Source organism: Adlercreutzia rubneri, assembly GCF_009755265.1.
In the GTDB taxonomy this organism is placed as follows: domain Bacteria; phylum Actinomycetota; class Coriobacteriia; order Coriobacteriales; family Eggerthellaceae; genus Adlercreutzia; species Adlercreutzia rubneri.
Map to the genome: position 1 here is coordinate 17,042 of NZ_WPOO01000001.1, position 24,151 is coordinate 41,192.

Here is a 24,151-nt window from a genome sequence, read left to right on the forward strand (position 1 = left end):
CATGGCCCAGCAGCTTCCCCAAATCCACTCGGTTCACTCCAGCCAGCGCCGACCGGCCCACGGCTCGGCGCGCCCGGCTGCGCCCTCGCTGCTTGCGCGCGTGCCCTGGGGCTTCCTCGCCGTCATCGCGGTGCTCGTCGCCTACGGTCTCGTGGTCTGCTGGTCGGCGGTGCAGGGGGACGCCGACTACAACTTCAGCCGCCAGCTGCAGGGCGTGGCCGTGGGCCTGGTCGCCATGGTGGCCCTGTGGGCCTTCGACTACCGGCGCCTTTCGAACCTCACCACGGCGCTGCTCGTCATCAACGTGGTGCTCATCCTTCTGCCCCACATCCCGGGCCTCGGCACCGACGCGGGCATGGGGGCCAAGTCCTGGATCAAGATCGGCATGCAGGTGCAGCCCGGCGAGTTCGCGAAGGTCACGGTGGTGCTCTTCGCCGCGAGTCTTCTGGCCCGCTACCAGGGCACGCTGGACGATTGGCGAGAGTACTGCAAGGTGCTCGGGATGCTGCTCGTTCCGTTCGCGGCCATCATGACCCAGCCGGACTTGGGCACGGGGCTGGTGTATATGGCCATCTCCGCGGTGGTGCTCGTCATGGGAGGCGCCAAGGGGCGCTACCTGCTCATCACGCTCATCGCCGGCATCGCGGCCATCGCGGCGGTGTTCGCCGTCGACGAGCTGCTGAAGTACCAGCAGTCCGACGGCACGTGGGAGTACCGCCTCCTGAAGAACTACCAGCGCAGCCGCCTGCTCGTGTTCCTGAACCCCGAGGGGGACCTTTCCGGCGACGGCTACAACCTCGCCCAGGCCAAGATCGCCATCGGCAGCGGCGGCCTGTTCGGCAAGGGCATCGGGAACGCCACGCAGTCGACCCACGGCTTTCTGCCCGAGGCCCCCACGGACTTCATCTTCTGCGTTCTGGCCGAGGAGTTCGGGTTCGTGGGCGTCATGGCGCTTCTCGGCCTGTACGCCCTGCTCATCGTGGCGTGCCTCTCCATCGCCCGGCGCGCCGACAACCTCTTCGGCATGCTCATCGTCATGGGCGTCATCGGCATGTGGCTCTTCCAGATTTTGGAGAACATCGGCATGGACTGCGGTCTTATGCCCATCACGGGCATCCCGCTGCCCTTCGTCAGCTACGGCTCCTCGTTCATGGTCGTGAACTTCGCGCTCATCGGGCTCATCGGCTCGGTGTACTCCCATACGTCCACGCAGTCCGGCTTTGCCCGGACTCCCTCTCACGGAAGGAAGGCCTCATGAATCTTCCCCTCGATATCCCCGCCCTCCTGAAGGCGGCCACCGATATCGACGAGGCGCGCAACACGCCTCTGGCGGTGTCGGTCTACATCGACGAGACGGCCCCGGGCGATGTGGTGGGCCACGTGCGCAGCGCCTTTGCGAGCGCGGGGGCCAAGACCCGGGTGACCATCGGGTATCTGGATGACAACCTGCTCGCCGAGCCCTACGGGGCCGACGACATGGCGGTCATCGTCGCCGGCGATTCGCCCCGCATCGGCGAGCAGGCGGCCCACATCCGCGGCGCCGGCATCCCGGTCATGGTGGCCACCACGGCCCCTCACGCCGTGGCCGCAGCGGCCGAGGCGGCCGGCTGGCCCGTTCCCGAGGGGGACATCGTCGCGCCGAACATGACCAACCCCACGCCTTTCGGGGACGCCGCCCGGGCTCTGGCGCGCCGCATCACGGCCGGCAGCACCGCCAACGAGGCGCCGAACGCCGCGGCGGCCGAGGCGGCTATCGAGGACATCGAGCACGCGCTGCCCGTGGAGACCGAGCCCGCCGATGCCGAGCCCATTCCCTTGGACGGGGAGGGCGCCTCAACGTTGGATCGTCGCATGGGGGAGTGGATCATCGCCGCCTGCAAGGACAAGCGCCTCGCCTTCGCGCTGGCCTTCCCCTTCGTGCGGCGCCCGCTGTCCTTGGACGCGGTGCGGGCCACCTCGGTGCAGAACGCCGGCGTGGGCGTGGTGGTGTTCATCCCCGGGGCCGACATGCCCATCATGACGCTCAACCAGGCGAAGATGCTGCTGCAGATCGCCGCTGCCTACGGCCAGCCGTTGTCGGCCGAGCGCATCAAGGAGCTGGCGGCCGTCGTGGGCGGGGCGTTTCTGTTCCGCAACATCGCCCGCACGGCCGTCGGCGTGGTGCCGGTGCTCGGCTGGGCCATCAAGGGGGCCATCGGGTTCGCGGGCACCGAGGCCATGGGGCACGCGGCCATCGAGTACTTCGAGGCCGGCGGCGACATCGTCGGCGTGGCATCGGTGGTGCAGAAGGCCCGTGACGAGGCCGTGGAGGCCGCGTCGAAGGCGGCGGCAACCCCCGCCGGCGGCAAGGTGATCGAGGCGGCTCGCGGAGCCGGGGCCTCGGCCTTCCGCGCCCTGCGCGGCAAGGGGAAGGGCGCTGGCAAGGGAGGCGCCCGTGGCTAGGCGCGATCTGTGGCCTCGGGTGGAGCCTTTGCTCTCCCGGGTGGAACGGCCGGCCCGCTACCTGAACCACGAGTGGGGCTCATCGGCGCCGGTGGCCGAGGGGGACTTCGCCTTCTGCATGATCTACCCGGACACCTACGAGTTGGGCCAGGCCAACCAGGCCGTGCGCATCCTCGTGAACGCCGTGAATGCCACTGACGGCATGGGGGCCGAGCGGGCCTTTCTGCCGGCGGTGGACATGGCCGACCTCATGCGCGAGGAGGGCGTGCCGCTGTTCTCCCTGGAGAGTTGCCGCCCCGTGGCCGACTTCGACGTGGTGGGCATCACGCTGCCCCACGAGCTGGCCGCCACCAACGTGCTGGAGACGCTGGACCTCGCCGGCATCCCGCTGCGCACCGCCGACCGCGCCGAGGGCGACCCCATCGTGCTGGCCGGCGGCCCGTGCGCCTACAACCCGGAGCCCTACGCGCCGTTCTTCGACGTCATCTTGGTGGGCGAGGGGGAGGAGCAGCTGCCCGAGACGCTGGCGCTCATCCGCGAGCTGCGCGCATCCGGCGCGCCCCGGGCCGAGATCCTGCGCGAGGTGGTGCGGCGCGTGGGCGGCGCCTACGTGCCGAGTCTGTACCGCTGGCGCAGCGATGAGGAGGCCCAGGCGGCCGGCAGCTGGGCGGAGCCCCTGTTCGACGATGTGCCATGCGTGGTGCACAAGCGCGTCTTCGAGGGTTTCGCCGACAGCCCGGCCCTCGAGCCCATGATCGTGCCCTATACGGAGGTGGTGCACGACCGGCTGAACGTCGAGATCCTGCGCGGCTGCGCGCGGGGCTGCCGCTTCTGTCAGGCGGGCATGATGTACCGCCCGGTGCGGGAGCGCTCGGCCGACAACATCGTGGACGCCGTGGCCCGGGGCCTCGCCGAGACCGGCTACGACGAGGTGAGCCTGACGTCGCTCTCCTCCACGGATCACTCGCGGATCGCCGAGATCCTCTCGCGGGTGAACGCCGACTGCGCCGGGGCCGGCGTGCGCGTGAGCGTGCCCTCCCAGCGCCTGGACGCCTTCGGGGTGGAGATGGCCGAGCTCGTGGCCGGCCAGAAGAAGGGCGGTCTCACTTTCGCGCCGGAGGCCGGCACCCAGCGGCTGCGCGACGTCATCAACAAGAACGTCACCGAGGACGACCTGTTCGCCGCCATTGATGCCGCCTTTGCCGCCGGCTGGCGCCGCTGCAAGCTGTACTTCATGGTGGGGCTGCCCACCGAGACCGACGACGACATCAAGGGCATCGCGAGTCTGGCCCAGCGCGCCTACGACCGCGCCAAGGCCGCCGTGCCGGCCGACCAGCGTGGCAGCGTGCGCATGAGCGTGTCCTGCGCGGTGTTCGTGCCCAAGGCCCAGACGCCCTTCCAATGGGACGGCCAGATCTCCCCGGAGGAGACGCTGCGGCGCGTGGGGCTGCTCAAGCGCTCGGTGAAGTACAAGGCGGTGGACGTGCACTACCACGACCCCGCGACGTCGTTCGTCGAGGCGGTCATGAGCCGCGGCGGCCGCGAGGTGGCCGATTGGGTGGAGGCCGCCTGGCGGCGCGGCGCCCGATTCGACGCCTGGACGGAGCTTTTCAATGAAGAGGCGTGGACGGGCGCTGCCGGGGAGCTGGGGCTTGATCCCGCCGCGATCGCCCAGGCCGAGTTCCCGACCGACTACGTGCTGCCCTGGGCGCACATCACCGCCGCGGTCTCACCGAAGTTCCTCGCCCGGGAGCGGGAGCGCGCCGCTGCCGGCATCACGACGCCGGACTGCACCTTCGAGAACTGCTCCGCCTGCGGCGCCTGCCCCACGTTGGGCGTCGACATCGAGTTGCAGCAGGAGCGCGAGGGCAAGGAGGCGTCGCCGGCCCGCAACCCGTATCGCACGGTCGCGCATCCGAGGCAGGCCGAGCCCCCGCGTCCCGGGCGAGCAGGGCAACGCGAAGGAGCTGCTGGTAAGGAGGCGATTCGATAATGGCCGATCCCCGTCTGTTCCGTCTGCGCGTCACCTTCCGCGAGACTGGCCGTCTGGCCATGTTGTCGCATCTGGAACTGGCCCGCGCCCTCGAGCGCGCCGTGCGCCGGGCGCAGCTGCCCTTTGCGGTGAGCCAGGGCTTCTCGCCGCATATGCGCATCGCCTTCGGGGCGGCTCTGCCCGTGGGGGTGGGAGGCACCGCCGAGATATTCGATCTGTTCCTCACGGACTACGTGCCGGCGCTCCGTGCCCTCGCGGCGTTGCAGGAGGCGAGTCCCGCCGACTTGTACCCCACCGAGGCGCGCTACATTGAGGCGCGCGATGCCGCCGCCAGCGTGGCTTTGCCCGTGAGCACCTACGAGGTCGTGCTCTCCGAGGCTCCGGGCGCCATCGTGGTTCCCGAGGCCATCACCGTTGTGCGCAAGAAGAAGGAGAAGACGCTCGTGCCGGCCGACTTCCTCGTGGGCCCGGTGTCGCTGGACGGCGCCACGGTGCGCTTCTCCCTTGAGGCCAAGCCCACGGGATCCTTGCGCGCCGACGCCTTCGCCCGCGAACTTATTCGCGAGACCGTTGCCGCCGGTCACGCGACCGAGATGCTGCGGCCGATCACCTTCCTCCGCATCGACCAGCGCGCCGCCGAGGGGATTTAGCCCCGCAAAATGGCTTGGAAATCACGAAAGTTCGGCCGAAAGAGCGAAAATCGGGCTTCCTTGTAATACAGAACCGGATGTTTCCCCAGCTGGTGTATTACAAAAGGGCTTTCAAGAGCTTGGCATGCCCGATCTTTCGTCATTTCCAAGCCATTTCAGGCAAAGGAGGGGCGAAAAACGGCGCGATTGCCGATCTTTCGTTGTTTTCAAGCCAACGCGGGCAAATGAAGGTATGATTTAAGGGTTGGAAGTTGAAAGGAAGACCCATGGACGATTGCCTGTTCTGCAAGATCGTGTCCGGCGAGATCCCGTCGGCCAAGGTGTACGAGGACGATGTGTGCTACGCCTTCGACGACATCGAGCCCGAGGCGCCGGTGCACACCCTCATCGTGCCGAAGACCCACTACGACAACTTGGCCGCCGGCGTGCCGGCCGAGGTCATCGGGCATATGATGAGCGTCGTGCCGGAGGTGGCGCGTTTGAAGGGCGTCGGCGAGTCCGGCTACCGCACCGTGGTGAACACGGGCCCCGACTCGGCGGCCACGGTGAATCACCTGCACATTCACGTGCTCGGAGGCACCAAGATGGGCCGCTTCACCTTCGAGGGCTCCTACCGCGAGGCACAGTAGGAAAAATTCTCGAAAAAGGGGCTTGTGCGGAAGAGCGATTCTGTTAAACTATATGGGCTGCTGAAACACGGGGTGTTAGCTCAGTTGGTTAGAGCGCCGGCCTGTCACGTCGGAGGTCGCGAGTTCGAGTCTCGTACATCCCGCCATTTTCAGCACGACACCATTCGGGGTGTTAGCTCAGTTGGTTAGAGCGCCGGCCTGTCACGTCGGAGGTCGCGAGTTCGAGTCTCGTACATCCCGCCATTTAACTAGTTCAGGAGCCTACGGGCTCCTGTTTTTGTTTGATGCCGTACTGGGGATCCGGAAATACGAAAGCGCCCGACTTGAGTGAAATGCTCACTGCTCGAGCGCTTTGGCAAAAGTAAAGCGCCGGACTTATGTGAAATACTCCCCGGTCGGGCGCTTTGCTGATGTCTATGATAGCGCAGTTACTTATTTGACGACTTCGGCAGTGCGTGCGGAGACGTGCTGCGCCCCTCGGGGCGGGGTTTCGGCGTTTCGGGGAGGGGGCGGCAAAGGGAATCGGGGGCGATGCTAGAATCTGTCGTGGAAAACGATGACCCCGAAGGTGAGGGGAAGCTATGATCTGCGATAACATTCTGGAAGCCGTGGGATCGACGCCGCTCGTGCGGCTGCGGCGCATGACCGGGCCCGACGACGCCCAGGTGCTCGTGAAGTTCGAGGCGGTGAACGTGGGCGGCTCGGTGAAGACGCGCACGGCGCTGAAGATGATCGAGCGCGCCGAGGAGCGCGGCGAGCTTGGGCCCGATTCCATCATCGTGGAGCCCACGAGCGGCAACCAGGGCGTGGGACTCGCCCTTGTGGCGGCCGTGAAGGGCTACGCGGCCCGCATCATCATGCCGGACTCCTGCTCGGTAGAACGCCGGCGCATCATGGAGCATTACGGGGCCGAGGTGGTCTGCGTCCACGACGAGGGCGACATCGGCGCCTGCATCGAGGAGTGCATCGCCCTTGCCCAGAAGATGGCCGCGGAGGATCCGCGCGTGTTCGTGCCCCAGCAATTCGTGAACCGCGACAACCTGGCGGCCCATGTCGATGGCACGGCCGCGGAGATCCTTGCCGATGTGCGCGCGGCCGGCATCGCCATCGACGGCTTCTGCTCCGGCTTCGGCACTGGTGGCACCATCACCGGCATAGGCTCCGAGCTGCGCGCGGTCTTCCCCGAGGTGCAGATCTGGGCCGCCGAGCCCGAGCATGCCGCACTGCTCTCAGGCGGCGCCATCGGCACCCATGTGCAGATGGGCATCGGCGATGGCATCCTGCCCGCCATCATGGATACCTCATTCATCGACGGGATCGTCGTGGTGACCGATGAGGAAGCTCTGGCGTGCGCGCGGCGCCTCGCCCGGGAAGAGGGGCTGTTCTGCGGCATCTCCTCGGGCACCAACGTGGCGGCAGCTCTGCGGTTGGCCCGCAAGCTCGGCCCGGACAAGACCGTGGTAACGCTGGCCCCCGACACCGGCGAGCGCTACTTCTCCACGGTGCTGTTCGAGGGGGAGTGAGGCAGCGCGAAGTGGTTGCGGCGGCATCGGATGAGCCCCGCCTTCTGCATGCGGGACAGCTCCGCCGATAGCGCGCTGCGATCCACCCCCAGGTAGTCGGCGAGCTGCTGGCGGTTGAAGGGGATGTCGAACTCGCGGGTGCCGGTGCGCTCGGCCTCATTGGAGAGGTAGGCGAGCACCTTGCCGCGGATGGACTTGGGCGCTACGTGAAAGATGCGGCGCGAGAGGGCGAGGCTCTGCCGAGCGATGGCGGCGATCATGTTGCGGGCCACGAGGGCGTGGTGGTCGCAGCGGCACGAGCAGGGGCCGACCACCTTCGCGAGATTCAGGAAGAGGACGGTGCAGTCCTGGTCGGCGACGACGTCCACGAGCAGCGGCTCGCCGGCGGCGGCGTAGGCCTCGCCGAACATGGCACCGGGCCCGCGCATGCCCACGACGCTCACGTTGCCCCAGGGGTCGACGTGCTCGATGCGGACGCGCCCCGTGAGTACGATGCCGGCAGTGGACACCGAATCCCCCATATGATGGATGCGCTCGCCCTGGGCATAGCGGCGCTCATGGGCATCAAGGCAATCGAGCATCGCGCCGACCTCCTGCGATGCCACGCCAGAAAACAGCGGCGTTCCAGCCAGGAAGGCGTTTCGTTCCATGGGTCAACCTTTTCATTGAAGGAAGCTTCGTTTGTTGTGATTACAACATACAATGCCCTGCCGTGCCAGTACCTTCACAACAGCGGCGCAACGGTGCCGTCTATCTACTGGAACACGGCCGCAAGGGCCGCGACCCGAAAGGGAGTGTCTATGGCGACAGAGCAAATGTTTTGCTTCCAATGCGAGCAGGTGGCGAAGTGCGAGGCCTGCACCGGCGGCGCCGGCGTGTGCGGCAAGCCGGCCGATGTGGCCGATGCCCAGGACGCGCTGACCGGGGCGATGATCGCTTTGGCCCGCACGGCCCGGGAGGCCGGCGTCAAGAACGACCGTATCTGCGATCTCATCGTGGACGGCCTGTTCACCTGCATGACCAACGTGAACTTCGACGGGCAGGCCGTGACCGCGCTTAAGGACGCAGTGCGCGTCGAGACGGTCGCCGTGGCCGCCGCGGCCGGCATCGAGCCGGTCTCCGACTACGACGTCGACCAGATCTGGGGCGACGACGAGGACATCCGCTCGCTCAAGTCCCTCGTGCTGTTCGGCCTGCGCGGTACGGCGGCCTACGCCTACCACGCCCGGGTGCTGGGCTACCGCGACGCGACTGTCGACGAGTTCTTCGCCGACGCCCTGGCGCAGCTGGCCGAGCCGGGCTCGGTGGACGCGCTTCTGCCCCTGGCGCTGAAGGTGGGCGAGGTGAACCTCGGCTGCATGAGGCTGCTCGATGAGGCCAACACGGGCACTTACGGCACGCCGGAGCCCACCACCGTCGCCATGGAGGTGGAGCCGGGCCCGTTCATCGTCATCTCCGGCCACGACTTGCACGACCTGAAGCTTCTGCTGGAGCAGACCGAGGGCACAGGCGTGAGCATCTACACCCACGGCGAGATGCTGCCGGCCCACGCCTATCCGGAGCTGAAGAAGTACCCGCAGCTCAAGGGCAATTTCGGTACCGCGTGGCAGAACCAGAAGAAGGAGTTCGACGGCGTGCCCGCGGCCTTCCTGTTCACCACCAACTGTCTCATGCCTCCCAAGGAGAGCTACGCCGACAACGTGTTCACCACGGAAGTCGTCGCCTTCCCCGGCTGCACGCATATCGGCCCCGACAAGGACTTCGGCCCGGTTATCCAGAAGGCGCTGGAGCTGGGCGGCTACGACGAGCCCCACACGATTCCCGGCATCAACGGCGGCACGACGATGACCACGGGCTTCGCCCAGGGCACGGTGCTCTCCGTGGCCGACACGGTGGTGGACGCGGTGAAGAGCGGCGCCATCAAGCACTTCTTCCTCGTCGCCGGCTGCGACGGCGCGCGCCCGGGCCGCAACTACTACACCGACTTCGTGAAGGCCACCCCCGACGACACGGTGGTGCTCACCCTGGCCTGCGGCAAGTACCGCTTCAACGACCTCGATCTGGGCGAGATCGGCGGCCTGCCGCGCCTCATGGACATGGGCCAGTGCAACGATGCCTACAGCGCCATCCAGGTGGCCGTAGCCCTGGCCGAGGCCTTCGACTGCGGCGTGAACGACCTGCCGCTGTCCATGGTGCTGTCCTGGTACGAGCAGAAGGCCGTCTGCATCCTGCTCACGCTGCTGTACCTGGGCATTCGGAATATCAAGCTCGGCCCCACGCTGCCGGCCTTCGTGAGCCCCGGCGTTCTCGACGTCCTCGTCGAGAACTACGGCATCGCCCCCATCACCACCCCGGAGGCCGACCTCGCGGAGCTTCTGGGCGAGTAGCGCCGAGCACAGAACGAGGAGCCCCGAGAGATCGCGCGAGCGCGACGCGATGCGAGGCAAACGGAAGGCGGCGACCGACGGAGGTCGTCGCCTTTTTCGTTGCCTTCCATGGTTCACGAAGAGTCGGCCGCCATTTTGTGGCGCCGCTCGGTACTTACCGAGAGAGGAGGATGTGGGGTTCCGGCGATGCTAGATCGCGAGCAACTCCAGGATGAGCTGGCAGCGGGTGCCGATGGGGAGCTGGTTGGCGTCCAGGAAGGCGCGCAGGTCGGCGCGGGCCACGGTGAAGGGCTCGATGAGCTCGGCGCTGTCGGGGCGCGCTTTTCCGGCGGCCTCCACCTGGGCGAAGACCACCTGGACGTTCTCCTCGGTAAGGCCCGTGGACGAGAAGCCGGGCTGGGGCAGCGGACGCACCGCCGGGGCGATGTCGTCGCGCAGCCGGTAGCCGGTCTCCTCGGAAAGCTCGCGAGCGACGGCCTCTTCCAAAGACTCGCCGGCGTCGATGAGGCCGGCGGGCAGCGATACGCACCAGCTGTTCAGCGGATAGCGGAACTCGCGCTCCAGCAGCACCGAGCCGTCGGGCAGAAGGGGCACGATGCAGACGGCGTCGGGGTCGGGCGCACCGGTGCTCCCTAAGGCCTCCAAAGCGGCCTCGTAGCGCTCGGGCCCCTTGCGGGAGACGCCCTCGTAGGTGTAGGGGCGCCCGTCGGGCAGCGTGTAGTGCAGGTGGTACTTGTTGATCCAGCCGGTGGAGACGGTCTCGACGGACTCCAGGGCCGGGGTAGGGGGCAGGGGCGCGACGGGGTTTCCTACGACCGCGTTTGTCTTGTCCGCCGCACCTTCCGTCTCCTCCTGCGTCGCCCGCTCTAGGGCCACGGCCCGGGCCACCTCGGCCTCGGTGTCGCGGACGTGCAGAAGCCCGTTGGCGGCGAAGTCGTCGGTGTGGAGGAGCTGGATGCCCACGGCCTCCATGTCCGCCAGGTTCGCCTCCTGCGCCTCGGGGCTGCGCGAGGAGGTGGCATCTCGCAGGACGGCCACGTTGAAGCCGAGCGCGAGACCGTCGTAAGCCGTCGAGCGCACGCAGTTGGGGGTGGTGGTACCGGCGAGTACGAGGGTGCCGATGCCGCGTGCGCGCAGCAGGGCTGCCAGATCGGTGCCGAAGAAGGCCGACCAGCTCGGCTTCATAATGACGGGCTCGCCGGGCGCGGGTGAAAGCTCGGGCGGGCAGTCGAGGCTCGCAGGGTCGGCGGCCGAGAGGGGGCGGCCTCCTTCCGCCCATGTCTCCCAGCGCACGGCCTCCACATCGCTGCCGTCGGCGGCGTAGGCGCGCCGCACGTGGAAGACGGCGAGGCCGTGCTCGCGGGCGGCGGCCAGGGCATGGGCGCAGGCAGGCACCGTGGCGGCCGCGCCGGCGATGCACAAGGGCGAGGCGGCATCGATAAATCCGTTCTGCATATCGATGAGCAGGAAGGCGGCGCGGGCTGGTTCTATCACGGCAACTCCTTAAACTTCGCGGCAGGTTCGCTCCATTGTAGTACTATGGAAGGTGAATCAGGCGGGGGCGTTGCCAATCCATCGCCTTGCCCTCTCGACGAAAGGAATCCCATGATCGGACTTGCTATCATCATCGTTCTCTTGGTGCTGCTCCTGCCCCAGGCGCTGTTCATCGTTCCGCAGCAGAACGTCTACATCATTGAGCGGCTGGGCAAGTTCAACCGCACGGTGGGAGCGGGCCTGAACCTCAAGATCCCGTTCTTCGAGACCATCGCCGCCAAGGTGGACATGCGTACCCGCCAGGAGCAGTTCGGCATCGACGCGAAGACCCGCGACAACGTGACGGTGACCATGGCCATCGCCGCCCAGTACCGCGTGAGCGCCCAACCGGCGTCCCAGGGACAGCCCTCGGGCGTGTGGCGCAGCTACTACATGCTGGCCAATCCCACGGCCCAGATGCGCTCCTACCTCATCGACGCCCTGCGCTCCAGCGTGCCGCAGTACACCCTCGATGAGGTGTTCGACAAGAAGGACGCCATCGCCTCGGATGTGAACCAGACGGTATCCGGCCTCATGGTGGCCTACGGTTACGACGTGGTGAGCACGCTCATCACGTCCATCGATCTGCCCGCCGACGTGGAGCAGTCCATGAACCGCATCAACTCCGCCCAGCGCGAGAAGGAGGCCGCCCAGTCGCTGGCCGAGGCCGAGCGCATCAAGGTGGTCACCGAGGCCCGCGCCCGCGCCGAGGCCATGGAGCAGGCCGGTCGCGGCATCGCGGCCCAGCGCAAGGCCATCGCAGACGGCATCTCAGAGTCGCTCGCGGTCATCAAGAGCTCCGGCGTGTCGGCGGCCGAGGCAAACCAGCTGTTCATCTTCACCCAGTGGACCGACATGATGAGCGAGTTCGCCCGCAACGGCCGCCAGTCCACCGTGGTGCTGCCGAGCGACTTCACGGCGACGGCCTCCATGTTCGAGCAGATGCTCGTGGCCCAGGAGACGGAAGGCGACGACGAGTTCGTCATCGTGGAGGAAGAGGAGAAGTAGCTCCTTCGTCACACCGCTTCGAGCTTCCGTGTGCCGTTCGTGGACTTTCCCAGAAAGGCGCGATAATTTCCCTTGCGCCGAGGGTATAGGGGCGATATACTGTCAAATCGCGTCCAAACGAGAAATGATGCAAGACCATTTAGAAGTATAGAGTAGGAAAAGGCAATGGATATCATTCGCGCTATTGAGCAGCAGCAGATCAAGCAGGACCTCCCCGAGTTCCACGTGGGCGACAACGTGAAGGTTCACTATCGCATCACCGAGGGCAACCGCGAGCGTATCCAGGTGTTCCAGGGCGACGTCATCCGCCGTCAGGGCGAGTCGGTTCGCGAGACCTTCACCGTGCGCAAGATCAGCTTCTCCATCGGCGTGGAGCGCACCTTCCCCGTGCATTCCCCGAAGATCGAGAAGATCGAGGTCACCCGCAAGGGCGATGTGCGCCGTGCCAAGCTGTACTACCTGCGCAACAAGGTGGGCAAGGCCGCCAAGATCAAGGAGAAGGCGTTCCGCTAGGCCTTATCTTTTGTGTTTGCGAGGGCTCCTTCGGGGGCCCTTTTTCGTATTCTTCGCCGGTGGGAAGGAGCCCGAGGTGATTGATCTGACCGTCCCCGAGATCCGACGGAAGCTGCAGGAGGCCGACTCGGCCGCCTTCGCCGTGTTAGAGCGGTCGCTTGTGGCCGACACGCGCAAGGGCGTGCGGACGGCCGTGGAAGTGGCGCGCCGGCGCCTCGAGGCCGAGGCCGCCGAGGCGGCGCGCCTGGCGGGGATGTACGCGTTCGAGCGGGAGCTCGCCGCCGAGCGTGGAGGGTCGGTGGTCATCGGGCTAGACGAGGTGGGACGGGGGCCCTTGGCAGGACCTTTGGCCGTGGGGGGCGTCGTGCTGAACGCGGACGACCCCATCGCCGGGCTCAACGACTCCAAGCAGGTGAGGCCGGAGGACCGCGAGGCCATCGCCGAGGAGGTGCGCCGGCGCGCCCGGGCGTGGACGGTGCAGTACGTGGAGCCGGCCGATATCGACCGAGTGGGCATGACGGCGGCTTTGCGTCAGGCCTTTACCGCCGCCATCGCCGAGGTGGAGGCCCAGGGCGTTGCGGTGGACGTCGTTCTTCTGGACGGCAACCCGCTGCATCTTGATCCGCGGGAGGTGAACGTCGTGAAGGGGGACGGGAAGTGCGCCTCCATCGCCGCCGCGTCGCTCGTGGCCAAGGTGGCGCGCGATCATGTGATGGAGGCCTATGCCGAGCAGTACCCCGGCTACGGCTTCGAGTCGAACAAGGGGTACGGCTCCGAGGGCCATATGGCGGCCATCCGCGAGCGGGGGCTTTGTCCCATCCACCGGCGCAGTTTCTGCTCCTTCGCCGCCCAGGAGAGCCTGTTCTAGGGATTTTGCGACGTCGATGCGACGCTAGTGCGACGCTGCTGCGACGCCAGTGCGGTCGGCGCGAGGAACGAAACGGGACATTCCCGCGTCATTTTTACGGTCGTGCTCGACTAAGGTGTGCTCCATCGAGAGGAAAGGAGCGCACCTTATGGCTGCGAGCAGTGAGGCGGGCGTGTTGGAGCGTCCCGCGATTAAGGAGAAGAAGCCCAAGTCCGCGTCGGCGCCCAAACGCAAGGCGAAAGAGGGATCGAGGAAGCGGCGGCCTGCCGATCCGAACGCCCGGGGACGCCGCAACCAGGCGCTGGGGGCGCGGGGCGAGGAGGCGGCCGCGCGGTTCCTCCAGCGCAACGGCTACACCATTCTCGAGCGCAACTGGACCTGTTTCGCCGGGGAGGCCGATATCATCGCCGTCAACGACGAGGCGCTCGTGTTCGTCGAGGTGAAGACGCGCCGCAACGCCGACAAGGGGCTGCCCAGCGAGGCGGTCACCCGGGCCAAGCGCGAGAAGTACGAGCGCATCGCCCTCGCCTACATTCAAGACCATTTCTTCGGCGAGGCCGTGGTGCGCTTTGATGTGGTGGCCATTATCGTGCTCTCCGACGATCGCGCCTTCATCCGGCACCATCTGGGCGCCTATTCGGCGGGTTGAGCCGTGGCGCGGGGTCAATGCGCCGTCATGGGGGCGACGGTTCGCGGTGTGGAAGTGGTGCCGGTGCGGGTCGAGGTGGTCGTTTCCGGCGGCCTGCCGGGCATGGCCATCGTGGGCATGCCGGACGCGGCCATCCAGGAGGCGCGGGAGCGGGTGCGCGCCGCGCTGCGGGCAGCGGGGTTCTCCATGCCGGGGGAGAAGATCGTCGTGAACCTGGCGCCGAGCCATCTGCGCAAGACGGGGTCGGGGTTCGACCTTCCCATAGCCTTGGGCATTCTGGCGGCCACGGGGCAGATCGATCCGGCCTGGGCGCGGGACGCGCTCTACGTGGGCGAGCTCTCGCTGGACGGGCGCGTGCGGCCGGTGGCGGGCACGCTCGCCTGCGCCATCTGCGCCCGGCGCCTCGGGTTGGACTTCGTCTGCGCCGCCGACAGCGATCCGGTGCCCTTGGACGACGTGCGGCTGCTCGCCATGACGTCGCTGGCTCAGGCGGCCCGTGAGGGAGGCGCGGCGGCGGTGCTGCCGGCCCACGGGGGGCGGGCGGTCTCGGTGGCGGCCGTCGAGGCGCTCGACTTCGCGGAGGTCGCGGGTCACGAGACGGCCAAGCGGGCCTTCCAGATCGCCGCGGCCGGCGGTCACGGGCTGCTCATGATGGGACCGCCCGGGTCGGGCAAGACCATGCTCGCCTCCCGCATGCCCTCCATCATGCCGCCGCTCTGTCCCGACGAGATGCTGGAGGCGGCCGTGGTTCATTCCGTGGCCGCCGAGCCCATCGATGCCATCATCGCGGGCCAGCGCCCCTTCCGCCATCCGCATCACAGCGCCACGTTGGCCGGGCTCGTAGGAGGTGGCAGCCCCCTGCGGCCGGGCGAGGTGTCCCTGGCCCACCACGGAGTGCTCTTCTTGGACGAGCTGGCGGAGTTCAAAAGCTCGGTTTTGCAGGGCATACGCCAGCCCATGGAGAGCGGATCGGTGATGCTCACCCGGGCCGACGGCAACGTGACCTTCCCGGCGCGGTTCATGCTCGTGGCGGCCAGCAACCCGTGTCCCTGCGGGTATTTCGGCGACGAGGAGCGGGAGTGCACCTGCACGGTGCCCCAGATCCGGGGCTACCAGAACCGCATCGGCGGTCCCCTCATCGACCGCATCGACCTGCATCTGGACGTCCGCCGCATCCGTCCGGCGGAGATTTTGGAGCGGAGGCGGGGGACGAGCTCCGCGCAGCTGCGGGAGGGGGTGATGGCGGCCCGGGACTTCGCCTCGTGGCGCGCATCGCAGATGGCCGAAAAGGAGCCCGACGGCTCCATAGAGGCCTTGGCCGACGGGCCGCGCCGCTTCATGATCGCCCAGGCCGAGCTGCACGCCATGAGCGGCAGGGCCATCACGCGCACGCTCGCGGTGGCCCGCACCATCGCCGACATGGCGGAATCCCAGGAAATCGAGAGCGCGCACATCGCGGAGGCCGTGAACTTCCGCGTGCGCGATGGAATAGGAGGAAAGTGACCGATGCCTGTGAAGGTAATGAGATTGGAAGGGGAGCGCTTCGAGCTTGCCTTGGAGGATCCGCTGTTCCCGAAGGCGCTGAAGAGCATACCCCACCCGCCGGCGCGCCTGTACGGCGTGGGCTGCCCCGGCGCGTTGGTCGAGGGACTGGCCGTCGTGGGTGCGCGGCGCGCGACGCCCTACGGGCGCGGCTGCGCCAAGCGCTTTGCCGCGGCTGCCGCCGAGCGCGGCGTCGCCATCATCTCCGGGGGCGCGCGGGGCTGCGACGCCGTGGCCCACGAGGCGGCCTTGGCCGCGGGCGCGCCCACGGTGGCCTTCCTCGGGGGCGGCTGCAACCAGCTGTACCCGGCGGAGAACGCGGGGCTCTTCCAGCGCATCGTGGCGGCCGGCGGCGCGGTGGTCTCCGAGCACGAATGGGACTTCCCGCCCCAGCCCCACACCTTCCGCGCCCGCAACCGGCTCATTGCGGGGCTCTCCCGGGCCACGCTCATCGTGGAGGCGGGGCTGCCCTCGGGCACGTTCTCCACGGCCGACGAGGCGCTGCTCGCGGGCCGGGAGGTATGGGTGGTGCCGGGGGCCATCACCTCTGCGGCGTCGAAGGGGGCGAACCGCCTGCTGTACCAGGGGGCGCTCCCCATTGTGGACGACGAAGCCTTCGCCGACGCCCTCTTCGCCACCTTCGGTTGCCTGAAGGAGCAGCGGGCCGAGGCTGCGGACGATCGCGGCAAGGCGAGCCAGCCCTATCGCGGCGAGGAGGCTCTGCTCGCGGCGCTGCAAGCGGAGCCTTTGGGCATGGAGGCCCTGCGTCAGTTGGCCGAGGATCATGCTCCGGCTGGCGACACGTTCACCTGGCTCATGATTTGGCTCGCCGAGGCCCAGCGCGACGGGCTCATCGCCCAGTACCCCGACGGGCGCTACGGCCCGCATCCGGCCCTGCGGACGGCGGTGTAGGCCATGGCTGTGTCGATAGGGAGAAGCTGGGGCGCCCAAGCGGAATTGACGGGCCTTACGGCACCGTTGTTTGGTATCCTTTTGCCCCATGAGCAATACGGTAACCATAGTAGGCGCAGGACTGGCGGGCAGCGAGGCGGCCCTGAACCTCGCCTCGCGCGGAATCTCCGTGCGCCTTGTCGAAATGCGACCCGCGCGTCCGACCGCCGTGCACCATACGGGAGACGCGGCCGAGCTCGTCTGCTCCAACTCGCTCAAGAGCACCAAGCCCGACAGCGCGGCGGGGCTTTTGAAGGCGGAGCTCACGACTCTGGAGTCGCCGCTGATCGCGGCGGCGAAACGCCATGCGGTGGCCGCGGGCGGCGCGTTGGCGGTGGATCGGGTGCTGTTCTCCCGAGACGTGACGCGCCAGGTGGAGGAGCATCCCCTCATTGCGGTGGAGCGCCGCGAGGCGACGGACATCCCCTCCCTTGCCGCCGGCTCGGACGCGATCGTCTTGGCGAGCGGCCCGCTCACCTCCGACGCGCTCTCATCGTCGCTTATGGCCCTGACGGGGCGAGACGCCCTGGCCTTCTACGACGCTGCGGCGCCGGTGGTGATGGCGGATTCCATCGACTTTGGGAAGGTGTTCCGCCAAAGCCGCTACGAGGACGCCGGTGCCGGCGGAGACTATCTGAACGCCCCGTTCACCCGGGAGGAGTACGACGCCTTCATCGAGCAGCTTCTCGCGGCCGAGCGCGTCATCGCCAAGGACTTCGAGACCCGCGAGCTGTTCCAAGCCTGCCAGCCCATCGAGGAGATAGCCCGGGCGGGCCGCGACGCCCCGCGCTTCGGCACCCTGAAGCCGGTGGGGCTCACCGATCCGCGCACGGGGCGCCGCCCTTGGGCGGCTTTGCAGCTGCGCGCCGAGGACGCCCACGGCGCCAGCTACAACCTCGTCGGGTTCCAGACCAACCTCACCTTCCCCGAGCAGCGCCGCGTGTTTCGCATGATCCCCGGCCTGGAAGAGGCGGAGTTCGCGCGCTACGGCGTCATGCACCGCAACACCTTCATCGACGCGCCGCGGCTGCTCGACCGTCGTAACCGGCTCGTCACGCCGCAAGCGGACGCCCTCGGCGTCCCCGTCTACGTGGCGGGTCAGCTTGCCGGCACCGAGGGCTACTGCGAGGCCATCCGCAGCGGGCTGCACGTCGCGCTGGCCGTGACTGCCGATCTTGCGGGGATCGCGCTGCCGGAGCTGCCGACGGAGACGGTGTTCGGGGCGCTTCTGGCCTACGCCACGGATCCGGCGACGAAGGACTACCAGCCCATGCACGTGAACTTCGGGCTCATGGCTCCGCTCTCGCCCCCGGTGCGCAACAAGCGCGCCCGCTACCAGGCCTACGCCGACCGCGCCAACGAGGCGCTTGCGGGCTATAGGGAGGCCCTGGCCGAGGCGGGGCTGCTGCCGTGACGGGGCGCAAAGGCGCTGGCGGCGGAAACGCCGCCGACGGGGCGCCGCTGTCCGGCGAAGAGGCGGTGGCGCGGTTCTGCGATCACCTCGCCTCCGAGATGGGCGCCTCGGCCCATACGGTGCGCGCCTATCGCGAGGACATGGAGGCCTACCTGCGCTGGGCGCAGCGGGCGGGTGTCGACCCGCTCGCTCCCACCTACCGCCAGCTGAGGCGCTACCTCGCCGAGCTCGACCAGGCGCGCTACGCCCGCACCACCATCAAGCGGCACCTGTCGTCTCTGCGCACGTTCTTCCGCTGGGCGTGCGTGATCGGCCTCGCCCCGGCCGATCCCGCCAGCGTGCTGTCGGCCCCCAAGGTCGACCGGCGGCTCCCGAAGGTCGTGTCCGACGGCGACGTGGAGCGCCTGCTGGCCGTCTACGGCCCGACCGACGCCGACGGCGCGCCCCGCGAGCAGACGGCGGCGCAGATGCGCGATGCGGCGCTCCTGGAATTCCTGTTCTCCTGCGGCGCCCGCGTCTCCGAGGCCTCCGGGCTTCTCCTTTCCTGGGTGAACTTCCCCGAGTGCGAGGTGAAGGTGTTCGGCAAGCGCGCCAAGGAGCGCATCGTGCCCTTGAGCCGCCGGGGCGCCGAGGCCATGGCCCGCTATCTCGAGAAGGCGCGGCCGGAGCTGCTCGGCGACAGGCAGAGCGACTACTTCTTCGTCAGCAACCGGGGAAACCAGATGAAGCCCGACGGCATCCGCAAGATGTTCAAGCGCGCTCTGGCCACAGCGGGGCTGGACGAGTCGCTCTCGCCCCATGCCCTGCGCCACTCCTTCGCCACCGACCTTCTGGAGGGTGGCGCCGATCTGCGCAGCGTCCAGGATATGCTGGGGCATGCGAGCCTCACCACCACGCAGATCTACACCCATGTGACCCCGGAGCGCCTGAAGGAGATCCACGGCCTCGCCCATCCCCGGGCTTAGGTTGCCCAACCGTAGGGGGCGACCTTGGTCGCCCCTGTTTTGTCGTGCAAGTTTGCTCCCGTCGGGAGGGCCGACCGAGGTCGGCCCCTGCGGAACGATACGGGCGTAATTTACAAATGGCGAACAGAGGCGTTGCGCGGGGTCATCGGGGCGGTTGCGCCATCGTGACCAGTGGCTTTTCCGGGTCTTCCCCTCCTGTATTTTGTGCAAGAATCACCGTGACGATCCAGATGGACCGTCGATCGGACGGATTGCGCGGAAGGGAGGAGCCATGAGTCGCAAGAAGGCGAAGATGCTGTTTTGGGCGGCGCTCGTCGTGCTCGCCTACATTCCCTACCTCATGCAGTCCGCCAGCCACGCTGTCATGTAGGTTCCGGATACGCCACAGCGGAAACCCACTCAGGAGCCCTCGGGGGAGAGGGCTCCTTTTGCGCTCGCTGTCGGTTGCGGGGGGGGGGCATGACCAGCTGCTCGCGGCGGCCGCCGTCGGCGGCTTTAAGGCGGCGGCGGGCGGCACGGGACTCCGAACCCTCGCGCGGCTTGCGGGGCCGTTTCATCGCTGAGTGGAAAACTCAGCGCAATCCCTTGAATTCCCCTGAAGCGAGGTTCATACTTCACCCACCCTTTCGGGATATCCGTTCCCAAGAGGCAGGCTGGCACATCTCGTTCATACGGAGGAAAGGATGCACAAAGAGGAGCTCACCGACGGGCAGTCCCTGCGCGGGTTCGCGCTCGCCACCATCGCGTTTCTGGCCATTTTCGCCGCCACGGCGATCCCGATTCCCCTCTATGCCGACTACCAGGCCACCATCGGGCTCACTACGGCGGATATCTCCAATACGATGTTCACCTACCTCACCGGCGTGGCCTTGACGCTCTTGCTCGCCGGACGCATCTCCGACGCCTTCGGGCGTACTCCCGTGACCAGCCTCACCCTCATGCTCGCCATCGTCGGCTGCATCATGTTCATGATGGCCGACAGCGGCGCGGCCGTGCTCGCCGCCCGCTTCGTCCAGGGCCTCTCGGCCGGCTTCGGCATGAGCGCCGTGTCCGCTCTCGTCATCGACTGCGTGGGGGAGAAGCACCTCGGCTGGGGATCCACCGTTGCCAGCTGCGGCGCCATGGTCGGCATCATGATCGGCTCGGTGGCCGTGGGCGTCCTCTACGACATCGTGCCGAGCATCGCCGTGCTCTACGGTATCATGATCGTCATCCTGGCCGTGTGCCTGTTCCTCATGCCCGTGGTGCACGAGCCCCTCGACCAGACGCTCTCGCTGCGCGCCGTGCTGAGGGTGCGCGTCTATATCCCCACCGACAACCGGCGCCTGTTCGCCGTGGTGGCCGTGTGCTACCTGGCTACCTGGCTCGTCTCCTGCTTCTACCAGTCGTTCTCGGCGCCCATCGCCCAGCAGTGCTTCGGCGAGACCTCGCCCCTGGCCGGGTCGGTCATTCTGGCCCTGATCATGGCGCCGTCGCTTCTCGGCGGCCCGCTCGTGCAGCGCTTCGAGCCCAAGCGTACCCTCGTCGTCTCCATGACGGCCGTGACTCTCACCACGGCGCTCATGGCGCTGTTCATCCTCATGGGCGCCGAGCTTCTGTTCATGGCCGACTGCGCCCTGTTCAGCTTCGCCATGGGCGTGGCGGTGTCCGTGTCGCTGCGCCTTCTGCTTCTGCGCGTGAGCGTGCTGCGCGTCTCGGCCATCCTCGCCTCGGTGAACCTCGTGGCCTACGCCGGCTCGGCGGTCACCGGCGTGGTCTGCGGCATCCTTTTGGAAGCGACCTCCTTCGTCTTCGTGTTCGCCGCCATGGCCGCCGTGCTCGTCGCTGCCAGCCTGTTCGTGGCGGTCTGCCTGCGGGCGCCCAGCGAGAAGAAGAAGGACGCCCGCCTCACGCTGTCCCGCTTCCGGAAGATGAAGGGCATGGGGGAGTCGTCGGCTCCCGAGCCCGCGACGGGGGAGGCCGTTCCCGAGGATGCCTCCGTCGCTGCCCCGCGCTCATATAACCTGAGCGCTCATCTATGCAAAATCCGTGAACACGAACAAAAGTTCCCTAAATTGCTAGCCAGCGGCCGCGCGAATCGTTAGAATACGCAGACGAAACAAGAGAATTCGGCAACGGGCGGCCCGCGCGGCGCCCGTTGCTTCACGTCTGCGAAGGAAATCCAGCCCATGGCCAACGAGATCGTCATCAAAGGCGCCCGCGAGCACAACTTGAAGGACGTCGACCTGATTATTCCCCGCGACGAGCTGGTCGTCATCACGGGCCTTTCCGGCTCCGGCAAGTCCAGCCTCGCCTTCGATACCATGTACGCCGAGGGGCAGCGCCGCTATGTGGAGAGCCTCTCCAGCTATGCCCGCATGTTCCTGGGCCAGATGTCCAAGCCCGATGTGGACTCCATCGACGGCCTGTCGCCGGCGGTGTCCATCGATCAGAAGACCACGTCGAAGAATCCCCGCTCCACCGTGGGCACCACCACCGAGATCTACGACTACCTGCGCCTTCTGTTCGCGCGGGTGGGCGTGCCTCACTGCCCGGAGTGCGGCCGCGAAATCAAGAAGCAGACCACCGACCAGGTGACCGACGACATCCTGCGCCTCGGCGACGACGCCCAGGGCGAGTCGACGAAGGCCATCCTCATGGCCCCGGTGGTGGCCGGCCGCAAGGGCGAGTTCACGAAGCTCTTCGCCGATCTGCAGAAGGAGGGCTTCTCCCGCGTGCGCATCGACGGCGAGATCGTGAAGCTAACCGGTGAGCCCGTTACCCTGAACAAGAAGATCAAGCACTTCATCGACGTGGTGGTCGACCGCGTCACGCTGAAGGAATCCGCCCAAAGCCGCATCGCCGAGGCCGTGGAGCTGGCATGCAAGCTGGCGGGCGGCCGCGTTCTTGTGCAGGTGCTCGGGCCCGACGGCAACCCGCTCGGTGCGGCCGGGGGCACCTCCTCCGGCGCCACGGGCGGCCTCGGGGAGGGGGAGCATTTGTTCTCGCTGGCCCTCGCGTGCCCCGAGCACGGCCACTCCATGGACGAGCTGCAGCCCCGCGACTTCTCCTTCAACGCCCCCTACGGCGCCTGCCCCGACTGCCTCGGCATCGGGAGCCGCGACGAGGTGGACCCCTCGCTCGTGGTACCGGATCCGTCCCTCACGCTGAACGAGGGCGTCATCGCGCCGTTCAAGAGCGGCAACTACTACCCCCAGGTGCTGCGCGCCGTGGCCCAGCATGTGGGCACCGACGCCGACACCCCGTGGGAGGACATGCCGAAGAAGGCCCAGAAGGCGCTCTTACACGGCCTCGGCAACGAGAAGGTACGCGTGGACTACCGCACCGTGGACGGCCGCGACACCTACTGGTACATCGAGTGGGAGGGCGTGCTCGCCGCGGTGAAGCGCCGCTATACCGAGGCCCAGTCCGACGCCCAGCGCGAGAAGCTGTCGGCCTATTTCGCCACGGTGCCCTGCGAGACCTGCGGCGGCAAGCGCCTGAAGCCGGAGGTCCTCGCGGTCACGGTGAACGACAAGTCCATCCACGACGTCACGGAGATGTCGGCGGCCGAGTCGCTGGCGTTCTTCGAGGGGCTGCACTTCACGGGCCAGGCGGCGGTTATCGCCCTGCCCATCGTGAAGGAGATCCGCGAGCGGCTGCGCTTCCTCGTGGACGTGGGCCTGGACTACCTCACGCTGGAGCGGGCCACGGCCACGCTCTCCGGCGGCGAGGCCCAGCGCATCCGGCTCGCCACCCAGATCGGCGCCGGGCTCATGGGCGTGCTCTACATTCTGGACGAGCCCTCCATCGGGCTTCACCAGCGCGACAACGAGCGGCTCATCGCCACGCTGGAGCGCCTGCGCGACCTGGGCAACACCGTGGTGGTCGTGGAGCACGACGAGGACACCATCCGGGCGGCCGACTTCGTGGTGGACATGGGCCCGGGCGCCGGCGAGCACGGAGGCCACGTCATCGCGGCGGGGACGCCGGCCGAGGTCATGGCCACCGAGGGCTCCGTCACGGCCGACTACCTGTCGGGGCGCCGCCGCATCGCGGTGCCGGAGACGCGTCGCAAGCCCGGGCGCGGCACGTTGAAGATGACCGGCGCCAAGGAGAACAACCTGAACAACGTCACACTGGAGGTGCCCATCGGCACGCTCACCGTGGTCACGGGCGTCTCCGGGTCCGGAAAAAGCTCCCTTATCACCGACACGCTGGCACCGGCGCTCGCCAACCGGTTGAACCACGCTCATCGCCGCACCGGACCCTACCGCAAGATCACGGGCCTGGAGAAGCTCGACAAGGTCATCAACATCGACCAGAGCCCCATCGGGCGCACCCCGCGCTCGAACCCGGCCACCTACATCGGGCTGTGGGACGATATCCGCGCGCTGTTCGCCAGCACGGCCGAGGCCAAGGCCCGCGGCTACGCGCCGGGGCGCTTCTCCTTCAACGTGAGCGGCGGCCGCTGCGAGGCCTGCAAGGGCGACGGCCAGATCAAGATCGAGATGCACTTTCTGCCCGACGTGTACGTGCCCTGCGAGGTCTGCAACGGTGAGCGCTACAACCGCGAGACGCTGCAGGTGACCTACCGCGGCAAGAACATCTCCGAGGTGCTCGACATGACCGTGGAGGACGCTCTGCACTTCTTCGAGAACATCCCGGGCATCCGCCGCAAGCTGCAGACGCTCTTCGACGTGGGCCTCGGCTACATCCGCCTGGGCCAGCCGGCGACCACGCTTTCCGGCGGCGAGGCCCAGCGCGTGAAGCTCGCCAGCGAGCTGCAGAAGCGCCAGTCCGGCAAGACCTTCTACATCCTGGACGAGCCCACCACGGGCCTGCACTTCGAGGACGTGCGCCAGCTGCTCGAGGTGCTGCAGCGCCTCGTGGACGCCGGCAACACGGTGCTCGTCATCGAGCACAACCTGGATGTCATCAAATGCGCCGACCACATCGTGGACTTGGGCCCCGAGGGCGGCGACCGCGGCGGCACCATCGTCGCCCAGGGCACGCCTGAGGAGGTGGCCGAGGTGGAGGGCTCTTACACCGGCCACTTCGTCAAGCGCATGCTGGAGGCCGACCGCCAACTGGCCTCCCGTTAA

General features: G+C 67.7%; 19 protein-coding genes and 2 tRNA genes. 19 read left to right on the top strand and 2 right to left on the bottom strand.

Features of this window, described 5'->3' with window-relative positions; all coding sequences use genetic code 11:
• Position 1 precedes the first annotated feature (1 nt).
• The 8 genes from rodA (at position 2) to GO707_RS00125 (ending at position 7,237) form a co-directional block, all read left to right on the top strand.
• On the top strand, positions 2 to 1,258 hold the full coding sequence (gene rodA / locus GO707_RS00090; protein WP_114539753.1) for a rod shape-determining protein RodA: 1,257 nt from the start codon (positions 2 to 4) through the stop codon (positions 1,256 to 1,258).
• The gene (locus GO707_RS00095; RefSeq protein ID WP_114539754.1) at positions 1,255 to 2,442 is read left to right on the top strand and encodes a YcjF family protein; all 1,188 of its coding nucleotides are present in this window, start codon (positions 1,255 to 1,257) and stop codon (positions 2,440 to 2,442) included. Before rodA ends, GO707_RS00095 begins: the two co-directional genes overlap by 4 nt.
• Positions 2,435 to 4,435: a TIGR03960 family B12-binding radical SAM protein gene (locus GO707_RS00100; RefSeq protein ID WP_114539755.1), complete on the top strand. Its 2,001-nt coding sequence runs from the start codon at positions 2,435 to 2,437 to the stop codon at positions 4,433 to 4,435. The genes GO707_RS00095 and GO707_RS00100 overlap by 8 nt, the downstream gene beginning before the upstream one ends.
• The gene (locus GO707_RS00105) at positions 4,435 to 5,085 is read left to right on the top strand and encodes a TIGR03936 family radical SAM-associated protein (RefSeq protein WP_114539756.1); all 651 of its coding nucleotides are present in this window, start codon (positions 4,435 to 4,437) and stop codon (positions 5,083 to 5,085) included. The genes GO707_RS00100 and GO707_RS00105 overlap by 1 nt, the downstream gene beginning before the upstream one ends.
• Before the next feature lie 266 nt (positions 5,086 to 5,351).
• A complete protein-coding gene (locus GO707_RS00110) occupies positions 5,352 to 5,714 on the top strand; it encodes a histidine triad nucleotide-binding protein (protein ID WP_114539757.1) in 363 nt (120 codons plus the stop codon).
• 69 nt (positions 5,715 to 5,783) lie between these two features.
• A tRNA-Asp gene (locus GO707_RS00115) sits at positions 5,784 to 5,860 on the top strand.
• A 20-nt stretch (positions 5,861 to 5,880) separates the two neighbouring features.
• Positions 5,881 to 5,957: transfer RNA gene (locus tag GO707_RS00120), tRNA-Asp, on the top strand.
• 338 nt (positions 5,958 to 6,295) lie between these two features.
• Positions 6,296 to 7,237, top strand: a complete 942-nt coding sequence (locus GO707_RS00125) for a PLP-dependent cysteine synthase family protein (protein ID WP_157011446.1) — start codon at positions 6,296 to 6,298, stop codon at positions 7,235 to 7,237.
• Here the strand turns inward: GO707_RS00125 and GO707_RS00130 are convergent.
• The gene (locus GO707_RS00130; protein ID WP_022739748.1) at positions 7,204 to 7,887 is read right to left on the bottom strand and encodes a Crp/Fnr family transcriptional regulator; all 684 of its coding nucleotides are present in this window, start codon (positions 7,885 to 7,887) and stop codon (positions 7,204 to 7,206) included. The two genes, GO707_RS00125 and GO707_RS00130, sit on opposite strands and share 34 nt — an antisense overlap.
• Before the next feature lie 150 nt (positions 7,888 to 8,037).
• Between GO707_RS00130 and hcp the strand changes: the two genes are divergently transcribed.
• The gene (gene hcp / locus GO707_RS00135; RefSeq protein ID WP_157011448.1) at positions 8,038 to 9,624 is read left to right on the top strand and encodes a hydroxylamine reductase; all 1,587 of its coding nucleotides are present in this window, start codon (positions 8,038 to 8,040) and stop codon (positions 9,622 to 9,624) included.
• A gap of 189 nt (positions 9,625 to 9,813) precedes the next feature.
• On the opposite strand, the gene GO707_RS12115 is transcribed toward hcp, so the two are convergent.
• On the bottom strand, positions 9,814 to 11,118 hold the full coding sequence (locus GO707_RS12115) for an isochorismatase family protein (RefSeq protein ID WP_335878652.1): 1,305 nt from the start codon (positions 11,116 to 11,118) through the stop codon (positions 9,814 to 9,816).
• 111 nt (positions 11,119 to 11,229) lie between these two features.
• Here GO707_RS12115 and GO707_RS00150 point away from each other — a divergent pair, with 111 nt between their 5' ends.
• From GO707_RS00150 to uvrA, 10 genes are all read left to right on the top strand, one after another.
• Entirely contained in the window at positions 11,230 to 12,165 is a 936-nt protein-coding gene (locus GO707_RS00150) for an SPFH domain-containing protein (protein ID WP_114539760.1), read from the top strand.
• A 165-nt stretch (positions 12,166 to 12,330) separates the two neighbouring features.
• Positions 12,331 to 12,678, top strand: coding sequence for a 50S ribosomal protein L19 (gene rplS, locus GO707_RS00155; protein WP_022739752.1), 348 nt, complete (start codon positions 12,331 to 12,333; stop codon positions 12,676 to 12,678).
• A gap of 79 nt (positions 12,679 to 12,757) precedes the next feature.
• On the top strand, positions 12,758 to 13,546 hold the full coding sequence (locus GO707_RS00160; RefSeq protein ID WP_114539791.1) for a ribonuclease HII: 789 nt from the start codon (positions 12,758 to 12,760) through the stop codon (positions 13,544 to 13,546).
• A gap of 148 nt (positions 13,547 to 13,694) precedes the next feature.
• Positions 13,695 to 14,195 carry a YraN family protein gene (locus GO707_RS00165; RefSeq protein ID WP_114539761.1) on the top strand — a complete coding sequence of 167 codons (501 nt, stop codon included), beginning with the start codon at positions 13,695 to 13,697 and terminating at the stop codon, positions 14,193 to 14,195.
• Between the two features lie 27 nt (positions 14,196 to 14,222).
• Positions 14,223 to 15,698: a YifB family Mg chelatase-like AAA ATPase gene (locus GO707_RS00170; RefSeq protein ID WP_114539762.1), complete on the top strand. Its 1,476-nt coding sequence runs from the start codon at positions 14,223 to 14,225 to the stop codon at positions 15,696 to 15,698.
• Positions 15,699 to 15,701: 3 nt separating this feature from the next.
• Positions 15,702 to 16,649: a DNA-processing protein DprA gene (dprA, locus tag GO707_RS00175; RefSeq protein ID WP_232325471.1), complete on the top strand. Its 948-nt coding sequence runs from the start codon at positions 15,702 to 15,704 to the stop codon at positions 16,647 to 16,649.
• An 88-nt stretch (positions 16,650 to 16,737) separates the two neighbouring features.
• Positions 16,738 to 18,102 carry a methylenetetrahydrofolate--tRNA-(uracil(54)-C(5))-methyltransferase (FADH(2)-oxidizing) TrmFO gene (gene trmFO, locus GO707_RS00180; RefSeq protein WP_114539763.1) on the top strand — a complete coding sequence of 455 codons (1,365 nt, stop codon included), beginning with the start codon at positions 16,738 to 16,740 and terminating at the stop codon, positions 18,100 to 18,102.
• Complete coding sequence (locus GO707_RS00185) at positions 18,099 to 19,067, top strand: tyrosine recombinase (protein ID WP_241520689.1); 969 nt, start codon at positions 18,099 to 18,101, stop codon at positions 19,065 to 19,067. The genes trmFO and GO707_RS00185 overlap by 4 nt, the downstream gene beginning before the upstream one ends.
• A 683-nt stretch (positions 19,068 to 19,750) precedes the next feature.
• The gene (locus GO707_RS00190; protein WP_157011452.1) at positions 19,751 to 21,151 is read left to right on the top strand and encodes an MFS transporter; all 1,401 of its coding nucleotides are present in this window, start codon (positions 19,751 to 19,753) and stop codon (positions 21,149 to 21,151) included.
• A gap of 84 nt (positions 21,152 to 21,235) precedes the next feature.
• Positions 21,236 to 24,151 carry an excinuclease ABC subunit UvrA gene (gene uvrA, locus GO707_RS00195; protein ID WP_157011454.1) on the top strand — a complete coding sequence of 972 codons (2,916 nt, stop codon included), beginning with the start codon at positions 21,236 to 21,238 and terminating at the stop codon, positions 24,149 to 24,151.